Annotated in this window: 17 protein-coding genes; 14 read left to right on the top strand and 3 right to left on the bottom strand. The window is 71.2% G+C overall.

What is annotated here, in order from left to right; all coding sequences use genetic code 11:
• Nucleotides 1–11 precede the first annotated feature (11 nt).
• The 9 genes from proC (at nt 12) to ACIBSV_RS25810 (ending at nt 7,891) form a co-directional block, all read left to right on the top strand.
• The gene (gene proC, locus ACIBSV_RS25770; protein WP_395866885.1) at nt 12–821 is read left to right on the top strand and encodes a pyrroline-5-carboxylate reductase; all 810 of its coding nucleotides are present in this window, start codon (nt 12–14) and stop codon (nt 819–821) included.
• Complete coding sequence (locus ACIBSV_RS25775; protein ID WP_395866887.1) at nt 818–1,501, top strand: HAD family hydrolase; 684 nt, start codon at nt 818–820, stop codon at nt 1,499–1,501. The genes proC and ACIBSV_RS25775 overlap by 4 nt, the downstream gene beginning before the upstream one ends.
• A 65-nt stretch (nt 1,502–1,566) precedes the next feature.
• Nucleotides 1,567–2,775 (top strand): MFS transporter, encoded by a 1,209-nt coding sequence (locus ACIBSV_RS25780; protein WP_395866889.1) that lies wholly within the window; start codon nt 1,567–1,569, stop codon nt 2,773–2,775.
• A 32-nt stretch (nt 2,776–2,807) separates the two neighbouring features.
• Nucleotides 2,808–4,010, top strand: a complete 1,203-nt coding sequence (locus ACIBSV_RS25785; RefSeq protein ID WP_395866891.1) for an acetoin utilization protein AcuC — start codon at nt 2,808–2,810, stop codon at nt 4,008–4,010.
• A gap of 53 nt (nt 4,011–4,063) precedes the next feature.
• Nucleotides 4,064–4,882 carry a phosphatase gene (locus tag ACIBSV_RS25790; RefSeq protein WP_395866893.1) on the top strand — a complete coding sequence of 273 codons (819 nt, stop codon included), beginning with the start codon at nt 4,064–4,066 and terminating at the stop codon, nt 4,880–4,882.
• 146 nt (nt 4,883–5,028) lie between these two features.
• Nucleotides 5,029–5,232 carry a helix-turn-helix domain-containing protein gene (locus ACIBSV_RS25795; RefSeq protein ID WP_020549639.1) on the top strand — a complete coding sequence of 68 codons (204 nt, stop codon included), beginning with the start codon at nt 5,029–5,031 and terminating at the stop codon, nt 5,230–5,232.
• 119 nt (nt 5,233–5,351) lie between these two features.
• On the top strand, nt 5,352–5,450 hold the full coding sequence (locus ACIBSV_RS25800) for a 30S ribosomal protein bS22 (protein ID WP_012854759.1): 99 nt from the start codon (nt 5,352–5,354) through the stop codon (nt 5,448–5,450).
• Between the two features lie 277 nt (nt 5,451–5,727).
• Nucleotides 5,728–6,762: an NAD-dependent epimerase/dehydratase family protein gene (locus ACIBSV_RS25805; RefSeq protein WP_395866895.1), complete on the top strand. Its 1,035-nt coding sequence runs from the start codon at nt 5,728–5,730 to the stop codon at nt 6,760–6,762.
• Nucleotides 6,755–7,891 carry a lysophospholipid acyltransferase family protein gene (locus tag ACIBSV_RS25810; RefSeq protein WP_395866897.1) on the top strand — a complete coding sequence of 379 codons (1,137 nt, stop codon included), beginning with the start codon at nt 6,755–6,757 and terminating at the stop codon, nt 7,889–7,891. The genes ACIBSV_RS25805 and ACIBSV_RS25810 overlap by 8 nt, the downstream gene beginning before the upstream one ends.
• A gap of 157 nt (nt 7,892–8,048) precedes the next feature.
• Here ACIBSV_RS25810 and ACIBSV_RS25815 read toward each other — a convergent pair whose 3' ends face one another.
• From ACIBSV_RS25815 to ACIBSV_RS25825, 3 genes are all read right to left on the bottom strand, one after another.
• The gene (locus ACIBSV_RS25815; protein WP_395866899.1) at nt 8,049–9,281 is read right to left on the bottom strand and encodes a DUF5667 domain-containing protein; all 1,233 of its coding nucleotides are present in this window, start codon (nt 9,279–9,281) and stop codon (nt 8,049–8,051) included.
• Between the two features lie 145 nt (nt 9,282–9,426).
• Nucleotides 9,427–10,212 carry an ECF subfamily RNA polymerase sigma factor, BldN family gene (locus tag ACIBSV_RS25820; protein ID WP_395866901.1) on the bottom strand — a complete coding sequence of 262 codons (786 nt, stop codon included), beginning with the start codon at nt 10,210–10,212 and terminating at the stop codon, nt 9,427–9,429.
• 311 nt (nt 10,213–10,523) lie between these two features.
• Nucleotides 10,524–11,429: an HAD family hydrolase gene (locus tag ACIBSV_RS25825; RefSeq protein ID WP_395866903.1), complete on the bottom strand. Its 906-nt coding sequence runs from the start codon at nt 11,427–11,429 to the stop codon at nt 10,524–10,526.
• A gap of 165 nt (nt 11,430–11,594) precedes the next feature.
• On the opposite strand from ACIBSV_RS25825, the gene ACIBSV_RS25830 reads away from it, so the two are divergent.
• From ACIBSV_RS25830 to ACIBSV_RS25850, 5 genes are all read left to right on the top strand, one after another.
• A complete protein-coding gene (locus tag ACIBSV_RS25830; protein WP_395866905.1) occupies nt 11,595–11,864 on the top strand; it encodes a glutaredoxin family protein in 270 nt (89 codons plus the stop codon).
• 295 nt (nt 11,865–12,159) lie between these two features.
• Complete coding sequence (locus tag ACIBSV_RS25835) at nt 12,160–12,903, top strand: redox-sensing transcriptional repressor Rex (RefSeq protein ID WP_078976624.1); 744 nt, start codon at nt 12,160–12,162, stop codon at nt 12,901–12,903.
• A gap of 58 nt (nt 12,904–12,961) precedes the next feature.
• Nucleotides 12,962–14,290 carry a glutamyl-tRNA reductase gene (locus ACIBSV_RS25840; protein WP_395866906.1) on the top strand — a complete coding sequence of 443 codons (1,329 nt, stop codon included), beginning with the start codon at nt 12,962–12,964 and terminating at the stop codon, nt 14,288–14,290.
• On the top strand, nt 14,287–15,219 hold the full coding sequence (gene hemC, locus ACIBSV_RS25845) for a hydroxymethylbilane synthase (RefSeq protein WP_395866908.1): 933 nt from the start codon (nt 14,287–14,289) through the stop codon (nt 15,217–15,219). The genes ACIBSV_RS25840 and hemC overlap by 4 nt, the downstream gene beginning before the upstream one ends.
• Nucleotides 15,216–16,823: a uroporphyrinogen-III synthase gene (locus ACIBSV_RS25850; RefSeq protein ID WP_395866910.1), complete on the top strand. Its 1,608-nt coding sequence runs from the start codon at nt 15,216–15,218 to the stop codon at nt 16,821–16,823. The genes hemC and ACIBSV_RS25850 overlap by 4 nt, the downstream gene beginning before the upstream one ends.
• Nucleotides 16,824–16,953: the final 130 nt, after the last annotated feature.

Genomic DNA, 16,953 nt, shown 5'->3' on the forward strand with positions numbered 1-16,953 from the left:
AGTGTGGGGCCATGGCTCAGCGGGTTGCCGTCGTCGGCACCGGGAAGATCGGTGAAGCGCTGTTGTCCGGGATGATCCGGGCGGGCAAGAGCCCGGACGACCTCCTGGTCACCGCCCGCCGGGCCGAGCGCGCCGAGGATCTGCGCCGCCGCTACGGCGTGGAGGCGGTCACCAACGCCGAGGCGGCCAAGGCCGCCGACATCCTGATCCTGACGGTCAAGCCGCAGGACATGGCCGCGCTGATGGACGAGTTGGCCCCGCACGTGCCCGCCGACCGGTTGATCGTCAGCGGCGCGGCGGGCATCACCACCAAGTTCCTGGAGGCGCGCCTGGCCGCCGGCACCCCCGTGGTGCGGGTCATGTCGAACACGCCGGTGCTGGTGGACGAGGGGATGAGCGCCATCTCCGGCGGCGCGCACGCCACCGAGGAGCACCTGGGCCGGGTCGAGGAGATCTTCGGGTCGGTGGGCAAGACCATCCGGGTTCCGGAGAAGCAGCAGGACGCGGTCACCGCGCTGTCCGGCTCGGGTCCGGCCTACTTCTACTTCCTGGTCGAGGCGATGACCGACGCCGGCATCCTGCTCGGCCTGCCGCGCGCCGCCGCGCACGACCTGATCGTGCAGGCCGCGATCGGCGCGTCGGTGATGCTGCGCGACTCGGGCGAGCACCCCACGCTGCTGCGCGAGGCGGTGACCTCGCCGGCCGGCACCACGATCGCCGCGATCCGCGAGCTGGAGAACCACGGCGTGCGCGCCGCGCTGCTCGCCGCGCTGGAAGCCGCGAGCAACCGGTCGCAGGAGATCGCCGAGGGCCTCAAGTGAAGCCCGAACTGGTGGTCTTCGACAACGACGGTGTGCTGGTGGACAGCGAGCCGATCGCCAACCGGGCGCTCGCCGGGCTGCTCACCGAACTGGGCGTGCCCACCAGCTACGAGGACTCGCTGCGCGACTACCTCGGCGGCACCATGGCGCGAGTGCACACGATCGTCCGCGAGCGGGACGGCGTCACGCTGCCCGCCGATTTCGACCACGTCTACCACGAGCGGGTGTTCGCCGGGTTTCGGGCCGAACTCGAGGCCGTGGTCGGGGTCGCCGACGTGCTCGCCGCGCTCGACCGCGCGGGCGTCGCGTACTGCCTCGCCTCCTCCGGCACGCACGAGCGGATCCGGCTCGCGCTGACCCGGACCGGGCTGATCCGGCACTTTCCCGAGTCGGTCCTGTTCAGCAGCCAGGACGTCGCGCAGGGCAAGCCGGCGCCCGACCTGTTCCTGCACGCCGCCGCCACGATGGGCGTCGACCCGGCGCGGTGCGTGGTGATCGAGGACAGTCCGCTGGGGGTCCAGGCCGCGCGGGCCGCCGGGATGACCGTCTACGGCTATGCCGCGATGACCCCGCCCGAGCGGCTCGCGGACGCCGACTCGCTGTTCAAGGACATGGCGGACCTGCCGGAACTGCTGGGCATCCGAGGGGCTTCGGGCGGTTTGTCCGCCCAGGGAATCTGACGATTCATCAAAAGATCTTCCCGGCCTCTGTCCGTGGAAGTGACCCGTCGGTAGCGTGCACGCCCATGCAGGTGACCGAACCGGCGGCCGGGCCGTCCAAGGAAGAAGCGCTGCGCCGCGCGCGCTTCAGCCTGCTCGCGTGCTTTTTGATCCAGGGCGCCTCCTTCGCGCTCCTGGTGACCCGGATCCCGGCGATCCAGCGCCGCTACGACATGGGCGACGGCACGCTGACCGCGGTCCTGTCGGTGGTGCCGATCGTCGCCGGCGTCGGCAGCGTGCTCGCCGGCGCGCTGGCCAAGCGCTACGGCAGCCACACCGTGCTCCGGGTGTCCCAGCCGATCGTCTGCGCGATCCTGATCGGGGTCGGCGCGGGCGATCGGCTGTGGCAACTGGCGATCGTGCTCTTCGTGTTCGGGCTCTCCCTGGGCGCGGTGGACGCGACGATGAACATGCAGGGCGTGGCGATCCAGGGCCGCGCCGGGCGCAGCATCATGCTCGGCTTCCACGCCTCCTACAGCCTCGGCGGCCTGGCCGGCGCCGGGGTCGCCGGGCTGTGCGCGTGGGGCGACGTCGCGCTGGTGTGGATGTACGCGGGCGCCGCCGTGCTCACCGTGCCGGCTCTGCTCGTGGTCGGCCCCGGCTACCTGCGCGCGGACACCGCGGCGCCGGCCACCGAGCCCGTCGACCCGGAGCGGCCCGCGTACAAGCTGCCCTGGCGCCCGTTGATCCCGCTGTGCCTGGTGATGACGTTCGCCTACATCGGCGACTCGACGGTGGCCAACTGGAGCGCGGTCTACCTGGAGAAGGTGCTGGACAGCTCCGAGGCGTTCGCGGTGGTCCCCTACATCGCGTACATGATCACCACGCTGATCGGCCGCGGCGTCGGCGACCTCGGCGTACGCCGCTGGGGCATGGTCAACGTGGTCCGCGGCGGGGCCGTGGTCGCGGCGGCCGGTTTCGCGGTGGTCCTCGCCGCCCCGCACGCCGCGGTGGGCCTGCTCGGCTTCGTGATCCTGGGCGTGGGCCTGTGCGTACTGGTCCCGCAGACGTTCGCCGCGGGCGGCCGGCAGTCGCCGCGGGACGCGGACGAGGCGGTGGCCCGGCTCAACATCTTCAACTACGTCGGCTTCCTGATCGGCACCCCGCTCGTGGGCGGGATCGCCGACCTCGCCTCGTTCCGCGTCGCGATGCTCGTACCGCTGTTCCTGGTGCTCGCCGTGGTGCCGCTGGCCCGTGCCTTCGCCCCGCACGGTGAACCCGCTCACGACCGATGATCGTGAGCCGGGTCGGGCGGTAGCGTGACCGCATGAGTCGAGCGGTGCGGGTGATGTGGGACGACCGGATGACCGGTTACGACTTCGGCTCGTGGCACCCGATGAAACCGGTACGGCTGCGCCTGACCATCGACCTGATCCGCGCGTTCGGCCTGCACAACCTGCCGGAACTGCGGGTGTGCACGCCTGGGACCGCCACCGACGAGCAACTGACCACGGTGCACACCGCCGCCTACGTGGCCGCCGTGCGGGCCGCCTCCGAGAACCCCGGGCGGGCCGATCAGAGCTATGGGTTCGGCACCGTGGACACTCCCGCGTTCGCCGACATGCACGACGTGTCCGCGTTGATTGCGGGCGCCTCGATCGCCGCGGCCGACGCGGTGTGGCTGGGCCCGGAACACCCGGACGGCGCCGACCACGCGATCAACTTCGCGGGCGGCCTGCACCACGCGATGCCCGCCTCGGCGGGCGGTTTCTGCGTGTACAACGACCCCGCGCTGGCCATCGCCCGCCTGCTCGAACTCGGCGCCGAGCGGGTCGCCTACGTGGACATCGACGTGCACCACGGGGACGGCGTGCAGCAGGCGTTCTGGAACGACCCGCGCGTGCTCACCATCAGCCTGCACGAGAGCCCGCGCTTCCTGTTCCCGGGCACCGGCTTCCCGGACGAGGTCGGCGGGCCGGACGCCGAGGGCTTCGCGGCCAACCTCGCGCTTCCGCCCGGCATCGCCGACGCCGCGTGGCTGCGCGCGTTCCACGCGGTGGTGCCGCCGCTGCTCGCCGCGTTTCGCCCGGACGCGCTGGTGACCCAGCACGGCGCGGACACCCACGTGGAGGACCCGCTGGCCCACTTCGCGCTGAGCGTGGACGCGCAGCGCACGGCGCATGCCGCGTTGCACGCGCTCGCGCACGAACACGCCGGCGGGCGCTGGATAGCCACCGGCGGCGGAGGCTACGCGGCGGTGGACGTGGTCCCACGCACCTGGACGCACCTGGTGGCCGAGGCGGCCGGCCACCCCATCGAACCCACCCGGGACGTACCGCTCGACTGGCGCGAGGAGGTCCGCATGCTCACCCGCGAGTCGGGACCGCAGCGGATGACCGACGGCGGGACCGGCGATTTTCGGCCGTTCTCCACGGGGTACGACCCGGCGGACCGGACCGACCAATCAATTCTGGCCACCCGCCGAGCGGTCTTCCCGGCCCACGGCCTCGACCCGATGTTCGATCTGTGACCCGTGGTCGCGATGCCTCCCGTGACCTCGACCCGTGACTCAAGGAGCTGTGCGTGACCGTTGCGGTTCCCACCCCCTCGGAGCTTCGCTCCCACCTCGTGCGCGGCCGGATCGCCGGTGACGTGGCGACGTCGAGAGAGAACAACCTCCGGCACTACCGACTGATGAGCGAGCGGCACCCGGGCCATCTGTTCGGCCTCGAACCGGACGGTCGGTGGAACGCGGACGACGTGCTGGCGCTGATGGTGCGCCGTTGCGGAGTGGTCGCCGACCCGGCCCACCGCAGCGGCCAGGACACCATCGACCCGGACCTGACCATCGCCGCCCTGGACGCCTACGCCGATCGGGTCGCCCTCGCCGCGAAGCGCCGCGAGCGGGTCATCGTCGCGACGGGTCACCCGGACGGCCTACAGGATTGGTACCGCACGCTGGCGCGCGTGCTGCGCGACGCCGGGTGTACGCTCCTGCGCCCCGCAGCGGGCTGGACCTATCGCACGCCGACCGCCGAGGGCGGGCAGAGCCGCACCGTGCGCTACCGGGGCGACGTGGCGATGGTGGTCGACGACACGGGAGATTTCCGGCACACCCACTCCGCGCGCGGCGTTCGGGCGATGCTGGCCGAGCTGGCGGCCCGCAACGAGCCGCTCCCGGATCTGCTGATCGGCGACCACGGGTGGGCCGGCGGCGCGGGTCAGGCGGGGGTTCCGGCGATCGGATTCGCGGATTGCAACGACCCCGCGCTGTTCGTGGCGGCCGAGGAGGGCCGGGTCGAGGTGGTCGTTCCGCTGGACGACAACGTCGCGCCACACCTGTACAAACCGCTCATGGCCTACGTCCTCGATCGGTCCGGACTGTCCGGAATCAATCCATAAAACAGCCTGATGGGCGATTCAGGTGGGATAACTACTCCTCTTCCCCACTGGTACCACACGCCACTACTCTGGAGGGACGCACGTGCGTGTGGCAGTCGCCGGAGGGGAAGCCGGCGCCCGACGCGTGCTGAATGGTTCGGTGCGTCATGGCTTCTGGAGAGAGGCCTCTCAACGAGGTCAACTTCTTGACTGTGGCCGAGGTGGCCGCGGTGATGCGGGTGTCCAAGATGACGGTGTATCGCCTGGTCCACAGTGGCGAGATGCCGGCCATCAGGGTTGGTCGGTCCTTCCGGGTTCCGGAGCAGGCCGTCCACGACTACCTGCGAGACTCCTACGTGGAAACAGCGTAGGGGGGCATTACGGACCGCCTCGTTTAGAGGTGGGCCGGGGCGGCGAGTAGGCTGGCCCCCAGTTGTGCGGGCTGATCCGGCTCCGCGCGGTAGGAACGTCACGTGAGCGAGGGTTGTCGGTGGGCTCTGTCATCAAGAAGCGTCGCAAGCGCATGGCGAAGAAGAAGCACCGCAAGCTTCTCAAGAAGACGCGTGTGCAGCGTCGCAACAAGAAGTAGGCATCCCACCGGCGTATGCCGCTGAAGCCTTGGGCGACCGCCCGTCGTGTTCCCTTCCGGGGGGCGCGACGGGCGGTCGTCGTGCTTTTCGGGGCGTTGCCGGTGGGTTTCCCGATCCGCATATGTGCACCACCGGTGTGAACGCCTCGTAAACGTGCGTCCGGTGGGTAGTCGGTACGGATACGTTGGGAACCTGTCGTCTCGCGTATGCGTTCCGTCACCATTCGAGCGCATGGCGATCACCTGGCGAGCAAACATGGGCGGGGGGAGGCACAGCGTGGGACGTGTCGTGATGGTCACCGGGGTCGCCGGCGACCCGGGGGCCGATTTCGTGCGGATGATCCGCGACGAGCCGGGAGTCGACCGGGTGATCGGAGTCGACCTGGTCGAGCCCGGGTCCACTCCGGACGGCGTGGACTTCGTGCTCGCCGACATCCGCAACCCGATGATCGCCAAGGTGGTCGCCTCGGCGGCGGTGGACACCGTGGTGCACCTGAGTCCCAGTGAACTGCCGTCGACCCAGGGCGGTGCGGTCTCGATCAAGGAGACCAACGTCATCGGCACCATGCAATTGCTCGCCGCCTGCCAGAAGGCGCCCTCCATCCGCCGCCTGGTGGTGCGCTCGACCACCGCCGTCTACGGCGGTTCGCCGCGCGACCCCGCGCTGTTCGCGGAGGACACCGAACCGCGCGTGCAGCCCTCCGCCGGATGGGCCAAGGACGCCGTGGAGATCGAGGGCTACGTGCGCGGCTTCGCCCGGCGCCGGCCGGATGTCGCGGTCACGGTGCTGCGGTTCGCGCCGCAGCTCGGGCCGCGGACCGACTCGCCGATGGGCTCCTACTTCGCGCTCCCGGTGTTGCCGACGGTGCTCGGCTACGACCCGCGCCTGCAGTTCGTGCACGAGGACGACCTGCTGGAGGCGCTGCGGATCGCCGTACTGGCCGATCGGCCGGGCACCTACAACATCGCCGCCGAGGGGGTGCTGTTCCTGTCCCAGGCCGCGCGTCGGCTCGGTCGACCGGTGCTGCCCTTCCCGGCCGCCGCGGTCGGCCTGGTCAATCAGGGTTTGCGCCGCGCGGGTTCGGTGCACCTGTCCGCCGAGCAGGTGCGACTGCTCACCCATGGGCGTGTGGTCGACCCCACGCGCGCCCGGGAGAAACTGGGCTTCGTCGCGGCCAGGAGCACGGCCGAGACGTTCGCCGACTATGCCTGGGGTCGACGTTCGGCCGGCCTGCTCGACCCCAGGCGCCTGGCACAGGTGCCCGATCGACTGGCCACGTTGCTGCTCACCAGGAGGAGCCCCGATGGGTGACGCCCGGATCATTCCCTTCGACGGCGCCGCCTCCGGAGCGCGGACGCCCGCGCCCCGGTCGGCGCGGCGGCCCGCCCGACCCGCGCGGGCGGTCCGGGTGCCCGAGCCGGTCGAGGGCGAGGTGCCGGTGCGGTCGATCGAGGGGCGGGCGATCCGCGAGCGCGAGGAGGCGCCGGGCGCCGGGCCCAGGCGCGCGCCCGGGACCGGGCGCTCGCTGCTCGGCTCGCTCGCGGGCGCGGTGGGCGGGGTCGTGGGCGGTGCCGCCGCCGGACTCCTGGACGGTGTGGCCGGACCGGGCTGGGAGGACAAGGCCGCGGACGGGCTGGCCTTCCTGCGACGGCGGATCACCGGCGACTACGAGGTGGACGAGTTCGGCTTCGACCCCGAGCTCAACGACAAACTGATGGCCGCGCTGCGGGTGGTGTACGAGCAGTACTTCCGGATCGAGGTCAGCGGCCTGGAGAACATCCCGGCCAAGGGCGGCGCGCTGATCGTCGCGAACCACTCGGGCACGCTGCCCGTGGACGCGCTGATGACGCAGGTGGCGGTGCACGACCACCACCCCGACCAACGCAACCTGCGACTGCTCGCCGCCGACCTGGTCTTCCAATTGCCGCTGGTGGGCTCGGTGGCGCGCAAGAGCGGACACACCCTCGCGTGCCACGCGGACGCCGAACGGCTGCTCGCCAAGGGCGAGTTGGTCGGGGTGTGGCCGGAGGGCTACAAGGGCCTGGGCAAGCCGTTCAGCGAGCGGTACAAGCTCCAGCGTTTCGGGCGCGGCGGGTTCGTCTCGGCCGCGCTGCGCACTCAGGTGCCGATCGTGCCCTGCTCGATCGTGGGCGCCGAGGAGATCTTCCCGATGGTCGGCAACGTGCGCACGCTGGCCCGGTTGCTGAACCTGCCCTACTTCCCGATCACGCCTACCTTCCCGCTGCTCGGCCCGCTCGGCCTGGTGCCGCTGCCCACCCGGTGGCGGATCGAGTTCGGCGCGCCGATCCACACGGACGCGTACGCGGAGGAGGCGGCGGACGACCCGATGGTCGTTTTCAACCTGACCGACGAGGTGCGCGAGACCATCCAGCACACCATCTATCGGTTGTTGATGCAGCGGCGGTCGGTCTTCTTCTAGGGCTTCACGGGTTCCCCGGCTTCGCGGGCGCGCTCCGGCTTCGGCCTCCTCCGGGGCGCGCCTCCCGGGCTTCGGCACACGGCGCGAGCGGCTCGTGGACACTCGTCCACGAGCCGCTCGCGTCTTCACCGGTCGACCGGGCCCGGCCCGGTCGGGGTCAGCCCTGCGGTTCGTCCTCCGCGGGGCCGAGCAGGTTGAGCCCGATACCCGGCAGGCCGGGCAGCAGCGGCGGCAGGATCTGACCCTTGGGCGTCTTCGCCGGGGTCGGCGTCGTGCCCGCGCCACCGGACTGGGCACTGGGGCTCTGCGCGGGCGGGCCGCCGAGCAGCGGGATGTTCAGCCCCGGCAGCAGGCCGCCGTTCTGCGGCTGCTGCTGTGGAGCGGAACCGCCCGGTGCCGCCGAGCCGTTCGGCTGCGGTGCGCCGTTCGCCGCGGTGCCGCCCGAGCCGGGCGGTTGCGGGGCGAGCGGGTGTGACCCGGTGTCCGGCCCGCCGGGCGGGTTCGCGCCCGGAGCGGCCGGCGAGCCGCCGGAGCGCCCATTCTCGGCGGGTGCGGACGAGGTCTTGCCCGCGGTGCCCGCGATCGGGGCGACCTGTTCGTTGATCGCGGTGAGCAGGGTACGGACCCGGTCCCGCTCGGAGGCGAGCTCCGGTGGGAGGCGGTCGCCGATCCGGTCCATGCGCTCGTGGCCGGACCGGGCGAAGTCGGCCAGATTGCGCATCGGGCCTTCGCTGCCGCTCTTGCGGAAGTGGTCGGTGAGCAGCGCGCGGCCCTTGTCGGCCTCTTCGCGCCAGTCGTCGAGCACCTGCCGCAGGTGCCGCACCGTCGCCTTGTCGGCGGGGGTTCGGCCGGTCCGCTTGAGCAGTTGTTCGGCCTCGCCCATTCGGGTCTCGGCCTGCTGGAGATAGCGCTCGCCGCGCTCGTGGTCGTTGTCCGCGAGCGAGATCTTGAAGTCTTCGACCGTGCGCTTGACGCCGTACGTCATGTCGCCGGGCAGCGCGTCGGAGCTGGCGTACGCCACCCCGCCGAGGCCGCTGCCGGTGACCACGACGAACGTGCCCGCGATGGCCGCGCGCCGACGCCAGCGCACGGTGCGCGGCGGGGCCACGAGCTCCTTGCGCCGGTGCGCGCCGCGGGGCGCGGGCACGGTGGCGCTGCCCTCGGTCGCGGGCAGCGCCGCAGCCTCGTCCAGCAGCCGTTGCCGGAGCGCGGTTCGAAAGTCCGTGCTCGGCACGGGTGCCGACTCGGACCGATCTCGCAGCAGCTCGGCGGTCCGCAGTAGCGGGGCCAGCCCGGGCGGGGGCTCTGCCGATCGGTTGTTGCGGTCGTTCTCGTCGAGGGCTCGCGCGAAGGCGTTCGCGGGTCGCCGATCCAGGGCCGCAATGCTCACAGGCCGCACCTCCTCTCCCCGGATGTCCGTCCAGGGAAGTCTCCGGGTCGGGGGCCACAGGGCGGCTCCCCGCCGCAACGATCCCCGAAGGGGTTCGCTATCGAGGAGAACGATCCGGCGACCCCGAAGGTTACGGAAGTGTGATTCACCGCACGTCCTCGGGCAGCAGTCGGGCGAGGGTCCGTACGGCGCGGTATTGCAACGTCTTGATCGCCCCCTCGTTCTTACCCATGATCTGTGCGGTCTCCGCGACCGAGAGTCCCTGCAGGAAGCGCAGGGTCACACATTCCTGCTGCTGGGGGTTGAGCTTGTGCACGGCGTCCAGGAGGGCCGCGTTGGACAGCGATTCCAGGACACAGTCCTCGGGGCTGGACTCGACCTCGTTCGCGTCGAGCATCTCCCCGGTGGTGACCTCCAGGCGGAACCGGCTGGACTTGAAGTGGTCGGCGACCAGGTTGCGCGCGATGGTCACCAGCCAGGCGCCGAAGTCACGGCCCTGCCAGGTGAAGGTGCCGATCCGACGCAGCGCGCGCAGGAAGGTCTCGCTGGTCAGGTCCTCGGCGACGGCGCGGCCGCCGACCCGGTAGTAGATGTACCGGTAGACGGTGTCGAAGTAGTTGTCGTAAAGCTGGGCGAATGCGTCGCCGTCGCCGTCCTGGGCGAGTTCGACGAGGGCCATGATGCGGCGGGCCTCGCCGTCCGGACCCGGTCCCCGGGTGTACCCGGATCCTCGGGTCGGACGGGTCGGTTCGGTGGTGCCGGCGCGCGACGCGAGGGCGAAGCCCACGGGTCCGGCCGGGGTCGCGTAGCAAACCCCCGCGCCGTAACCGGCGGTGGCGGCGAAGCCGACGGACGGGGGGGCAAAGCTCGCGCACACCGCCGCACGCAGTGTCGCCAGCCCGGACACGTCAACCCGGACGATTCGGTGCACGGGACTCCCTGTTGCTTCAGCGGTAATTACGTTCGGTGCGGAATCGATCACCCATAGTAGGGAACTTGGATACCGCCGTGCGCCGATCGAGAATAACGCTTAGTAAAGGAAGGGATACCAAGTGTGCCCATCGGCGTTGTGAAGCTACCGGGATCGACCGCTGTTGTGTGCTCTTTGCGTGTTTGCCGGGTTGTCACGGGTCGGGTGTGCTATATGCGGACAACTCGCCGTCGATCGGGTGTCCCGGGACAGCCGCAAACGACCCCCTCGTCGCAGGTCGCGGGGGGTGTGGGGGTGTTCGGGCGGACCGCTCAGACGCGGCCCGGCACCCGGCGCCGAACGGCGGTGCCGGCGGCCAGCGCACCCGCGACCGCGCCCACGCCGGCGGCGGCCGGCAGCCCGATCCGGGCGGCCTTGCGACCGGTGCGGTAGTCCTTTACACGCCACCCGTTCGCCCGGGCGTGGCGGCGTAGTCGGGCGTCCGGATTGACCGCGCACGGATCGCCCACCAGGGTCAACATCGGGATGTCGTTGGCCGAGTCGCTGTAGGCCGAGCAGTCGGTCAGGTCCAGGCCCTCGCTCACCGCGAGCGCGCGGACGGCCTCCGCCTTGGCCTCGCCGTGCAGCAGTTCGCCGACCAGGCGCCCGGTGTACACGCCGTCCCGGGTCTCGGAGACGGTGCCCAGCGCGCCGGTCAGACCCAGTCGGCCGGCGATCGTGGTGGCGATCTCGATCGGTGCGGCGGTGACCAACCACACCTGGCGACCCGCGTCCAGGTGCATCTGGGCCAGTCCCCGGGTGCCCGGCCAGATCTTGTCCGACATGCACTCGTCGAAGATCTCCTCGCCGATCACCCGGATCTCCTCGACGGTGTGGCCCTTGGCGAACGACAGCGCCATCTCCTGGGCGTCGCCGACGTGCCCCATGTGCTCGCCGCCGAGCCGGAACCGGGCCTGCTGCCAGCCGAACCGGGCGATGTCGCGGGTGCCGAAGAACCGGCGCGCGTACAGCCCCCGGGCCAGGTGGAAGATCGACGCGCCGCGCATCACGGTGTTGTCGAGGTCGAAGAACGCGGCGCCGATCCGCGGCGGCAGGCCGTCGTCGCCGAGGGCGCGCGGCGGGACGCTCGCGTGTGCCGCCGCGGCGGCGGCCTCACCCGCCCGCACGGCACTGTCGTTGGTGTTCTTGGTCGTCGATCGCCGGCGCAAGAGAACCATGGAGCCGAGCGTAGTAGGCGCGTATTGCGGGTGTGTGGCGGTCGTCTTGCGACGGCGCGCCGCCCGGATGAAGCCCGGCCTCGTCCGGCGCGTCGCCGGGACCGGATCGGGCCGGTCCGGGAGCGGCCTTCTGGCCGGCGCCCTCGGCGGGTGACAATCGAGGACGTGAATCTCTTCCGCCGCCGTACCGACGCCGCGACCCGCACCGTGACGCTGTTGAGCAAGCCCGGTTGTCACCTGTGTGACGACGCCCGCGCCGTCATCGAACGGGTGACCGGGGAGCTGGGCGTGACCTGGACGGAGGTCGACATCACCCAGGACGCGGAGCTGCAGCACAAGTACTGGGAGCAGATCCCGGTGACCATGGTGGACGGCAGGCAGCACGACTTCTGGCGGGTGGACGAGCGGCGGCTGCGTCGCGCACTGGGCGGCTGAGCGGATCCCGGTCCCGGGCCGGCCACGTGGCGGACGCCGGGCGAGGGGCCGGCGAAGGGGCCGCCGGAGGGAAATATCGCCGACACGTACGGTGAGGGGGCGTGCGCGATCGGAGACCACGACTACGCATGGACCACGCGAAGGTCACCTCGTGTGATCGAGTTCACGCTCCGCTTCGGAACCAAGGCGTGACGAGCATCACGACAGGCGCGCAAATCGGACACCTACTTTGTGCGTACGTTCACAAAAGCCTAACCTGGCAATCGAAATCCCAGGTCCCACCCACAGGAGCAGCGTGGCTACAGGGCGTACCGAGCGACCGGCGCAACGGGGACGTGGCATCCCCGAGGCGACGGTGGCGCGGCTTCCGCTGTACCTCCGGGCGCTCAGTGCGCTGTCGGAGCGGGGTGTTCCCACGGTCTCGTCCGAGGAACTCGCCGCTGCCGCCGGGGTGAATTCGGCGAAGTTGCGCAAGGACCTGTCGTATCTCGGCTCCTACGGCACCCGCGGGGTCGGTTACGACGTCGAGTATCTCGTGTACCAAATCTCGCGTGAACTCGGGCTCACCCAAGACTGGCCGGTCGCCATCATCGGCATAGGAAACCTGGGTCACGCCCTCGCCAACTACGGCGGGTTCGCCTCCCGGGGATTCCGGGTCGCGGCGCTTCTGGACGCCGATCGGGCGGTCACCGGTCAGCGGATCGCGGGCATGGCGGTGCGCCATATGGACGACCTCGAGCAGATCGTGCGCGAGGACCATGTGTCGATCGGCGTGATCACCACGCCCGCGCCGGCCGCGCAGGAGGTGGCCGATCGGCTGGTCGCCGCCGGCATCACCAGCATCCTGAACTTCGCGCCCACGGTCCTCTCGGTGCCCGAGGGCGTGGACGTGCGCAAGGTGGATCTGTCCATCGAGTTGCAGATCCTGGCCTTCCACGAACAGCGCAAGTCCGGTCTCGATCCCGTCGCGGGACCGGTTCCGGCGCGACCCTCGAAGCCGGGGGAACGCGGCGACCTCCCCGAGGTGATGCCGGCGTGACCGGCTGTCGCGTGGGTGTCGCGCCCGCGAACACGGCGAACAACGGTAGGAAGACACCATGAGTGTCCTGGCGGTCGGTCTGAGTCATCGGACGGCCGAGGTCAGTCTCCTGGAACGGGTCTCGGTCACCGGGCAAGCCCAGGAGGCGCTGCTGCACGACCTGATCGCGGCCGAGCCGGTCGGCGAGGCCGTGCTGCTGTCGACCTGCAATCGGGTCGAGGTCTACGCGGACGTGGACCGCTTCCACGGCGGGGTCACCGAATTGGGCAACCTGCTGTCGCGGCACACCGGCGTCCCGGTGTCCGAGCTGACCCCGTGCCTGTACGTGCACTACGAGGACCGTGCCGTCCAGCACCTGTTCTCGGTGGCCTGCGGGCTCGACTCGATGGTGGTCGGCGAAGGGCAGATCCTCGGTCAGATAAAGGCGGCGCTGGCGCTCGCGCAGACCCACGGCACCGCCGGTCGGGTCCTGAACGAGCTGACCCAGCAGGCGCTGCGGGTGGGCAAGCGGGCGCACACCGAGACCGGCATCGACCAGGCCGGCCGGTCGCTGATGACCGTCGGGCTGGCCCAGGCCGAGCTGTCGATGGGCCCGATCGAGGGTTGCCGGGCGCTGGTGGTGGGCGCCGGCTCGATGAGCGCGCTGGCCGCGAAGACGCTGCACCGCGAGGGCGTCGGACACATGGTGGTGGCCAACCGCACCTACGAGCGGGCCGAGCACCTGGCCGAGTCGGTGGCCGGCCGGGCGGTGCCGATGTCCGCGCTGCCCGACGCGCTGGGCTCGGTCGACCTGGTGGTCTCCTGTACCGGCGCGGCCGGTCTGGTGATCGGCCGGGACGAGATCGAGGCGGTGCTGGCAGCCCGCCGCGAGCGCGGGGTCGAGCAGCCGCTCGTGTTGATCGACCTGGCGCTGCCGCGCGACATCGACTCGGGTGTACGCGACCTCGACGGCGTCGTGCTGATCGACCTGGAACTGCTCGCCGAGGTCTCCGCCGGCACGGCCGGCGAGGCCGACGTGGACCTGGTGCGCAAGATCGTCTGCGAGGAGGTCGCGGCGTTCGCGACCGCGCAGCAGGCCCAGCAGGTCGCACCGACCGTGGTCGCGCTGCGCAGCATGGGCTCGGACGTGGTCCGGGCCGAGCTGGACCGGCTCAGTGGCCGGGTCCCGGAGATGGACGACCGGGTGCGCGCCGAGGTCGAGCAGACCGTGCGGCGCGTGGTGGACAAGCTGCTGCACGCGCCGACGGTGCGGGTCAAGCAGTTGGCCGGCGAGCCCGGCGGATCCTCGTACGCGGACGCGCTGCGGATGTTGTTCGATCTCGACCCCGGCACCCCCGAGGTGGTCCGCCGGGCGGACGCCCCCGACGCAGTGGAAGGTGTGGCGTGACCGAAGCACCGTTGCGACTGGGCACCCGGCGCAGCAAGCTGGCGATGGCCCAGTCGGGCCATGTCGCCCAAGCCGTCACGCGCCTGACCGGCCGTGCCGTCGAACTGGTGGAGATCACCACGCACGGCGACGTCTCGCGGGAACAGCTCACGCAGATCGGCGGCACCGGCGTCTTCGTCAACGCGCTGCGCGACGCGCTGCTGGCCGGCGAGGTCGACTTCGTCGTGCACTCGCTCAAGGACCTGCCGACCGCCGACCCCGAGGGCATCACCCTGGTCGCGGTCCCGCCGCGGCACGATCCGCGCGACGCGCTGGTGGCCCGGGACGGGCTCGCGCTCGCCGAGTTGCCGGCCGGCTCCCGGATCGGGACCGGTTCGCCGCGCCGCGCAGCGCAGTTGTTGCTGCTCGGGCTCGGCCACGAGATCGTTCCGATCCGCGGCAACGTCGACACCAGGGTCGGCTTCGTGACGTCCGGCGAACTCGACGCCGTCGTCCTGGCCAAGGCCGGTCTCGGCCGCCTGGGCCGTGCGGAGGAGGTCACCGAGACCTTCGATCCGCTCCACATGCTGCCTGCCCCCGGTCAAGGGGCACTGGCCGTCGAGTGCGCGACACACGATGTCGCCCTCGTCGAACTGCTCGCCGGTTTGGACGACTCGGACACCCGAGCCGCCGTACTGGCCGAGCGCACGCTGCTCGCCGTGTTGGAAGCCGGATGTTCGGCTCCGGTCGGCGCCCTCTGTGAGGTCGCCGAGGGCGAGCAGGTCACCGAGCTGTACCTGCGGGCCGTAGTCGCGAATGTCGACGGCACCGACAGCGTACGGTTGTCCGCCACCGGAACCCTCGACGAGGCGCAGAAGATCGGTCGCGAACTCGCGACCGAACTGCTCGCCCGAGGGGCCTCCGGTTTGATGGGGGAGCGCGTCCCTTGAGCCCCAGAGCGAAGAAGAAGCCCAGCGGCATCGTGACCTTTGTGGGTGCCGGTCCCGGCGACCCGCGACTGCTCACACTGCGGGCCATCGAGGTGCTGGCCGAGGCCGATGTGGTGATCGCCGACGAGGCGACGCTGCGCCAGGTCCTGTTCCACTGCAAGAGCGGCGTCGAGGTCCTCGACCCGGTGACCGGCGACGACGGGGAACTCCTGTCGGCCGTTGCCCGGGCCAAGGTCGTCGTGGCCGCCGCGCGATCGGGCAGGCAGGTCGTCCGGGCCGTGGCGGGTGACCCGTGCGTGGACCAGTCGGTCACGGACGAGATCACCGCGGTCGCGAAGGCGAAGATCGTCTTCGAGGTCGTCCCGGGTGTCCCGGTCAGCACGGCCGTTCCCACGTACGCGGGCATCCCGCTGCACGCGGCCAAGGGCAGCGGTGGCGTTCGCGTCCTCGACATGGCCGAGGCCTCGATCGACTGGGCCACGGTCGGCTCCGTCGACGGCACGCTCGTGTTGCGCGGTGCGCTCGACTCGATCGCCGAGATCGCGCAGGAACTGGTCGCCGGCGGCCGCAAGCCGGCCACGCCGGTCTCGGTCACCGTCAACGGCACCACCACCGAGCAGCGCACCCTGGTGAGCACGCTCGCGCAGGTGGCGTCCGACGTGCGGTCCGCGAAGATCACGCTGCCGGCCGTCGTGGTCGTCGGCGAGGTGGTCGCCCAGCGCGACACCCTGTCGTGGTTCGAGACCAAGCCCCTGTTCGGCTGGAAGGTGCTCGTTCCGCGCACCAAGGAGCAGGCGGTCACGCTGTCCGAGCAACTGCGCTCGTACGGCGCGGTGCCGCACGAGGTGCCGACCATCGCGGTCGAGCCCCCGCGCACACCGCAGCAGATGGAGCGGGCGATCAAGGGCCTGGTCACCGGCCGCTACGAGTGGATCGCGTTCACCTCGGTCAACGCCGTGCGCGCGGTGCGCGAGCGGTTCGAGGACTACGGCCTGGACGCGCGCGCCTTCGCCGGGATCAAGGTCGCGGCCGTCGGCGAGGCGACCGCGCGGGCGCTGGTCGAGTTCGGCGTCAAGCCGGACCTGGTGCCGTCGGGGGAGCAGTCCGCCGCCGGATTGCTGGAGGACTGGCCGCCGTACGACCCGGTCTTCGACCCGATCGACCGGGTGTTCCTGCCGCGTGCCGACATCGCCACCGAGACGCTGGTGGCCGGTCTGGTCGAGTTGGGCTGGGAAGTCGACGACGTCACCGCGTACCGCACGGTGCGCGCGGCGCCGCCGCCGGCGGACACCCGCGAGGCGATCAAGGGCGGCGGCTTCGACGCGGTCCTGTTCACGTCGTCCTCGACGGTGCGCAATCTGGTCGGCATCGCGGGCAAGCCGCACGCGGTGACGGTGATCGCGTGTATCGGCTCGGCGACCGCGAAGACCGCCGAGGAACACGGTCTACGCGTGGACGTGATGGCTCCCGAGCCGTCGGTGTCCGCGTTGGCCGAGGCGCTCGCGGAGTTCGGTACGGCGCGGCGGGCCGCCATGGTGGAGGCGGGTGACCCCGTCACCCGGCCGAGTGAACGGCGGCCGGGGTCGCGACGGAAGGCAAAGTAGGTTACGTGGAGTGGCGCTCAGGATTCGTGGGGTGCCTCTCAGGGCTCGCGGGGTGACTCCGGGGCTCGCGGGGTGACCCTCGGGAGTCGTGGAGTGGCGCTCAGGTTTCGTGGGGTGGCCCGCACACCTC

This window comes from Embleya sp. NPDC050154 (genome assembly GCF_044460165.1).
Taxonomy (GTDB): domain Bacteria; phylum Actinomycetota; class Actinomycetes; order Streptomycetales; family Streptomycetaceae; genus Embleya.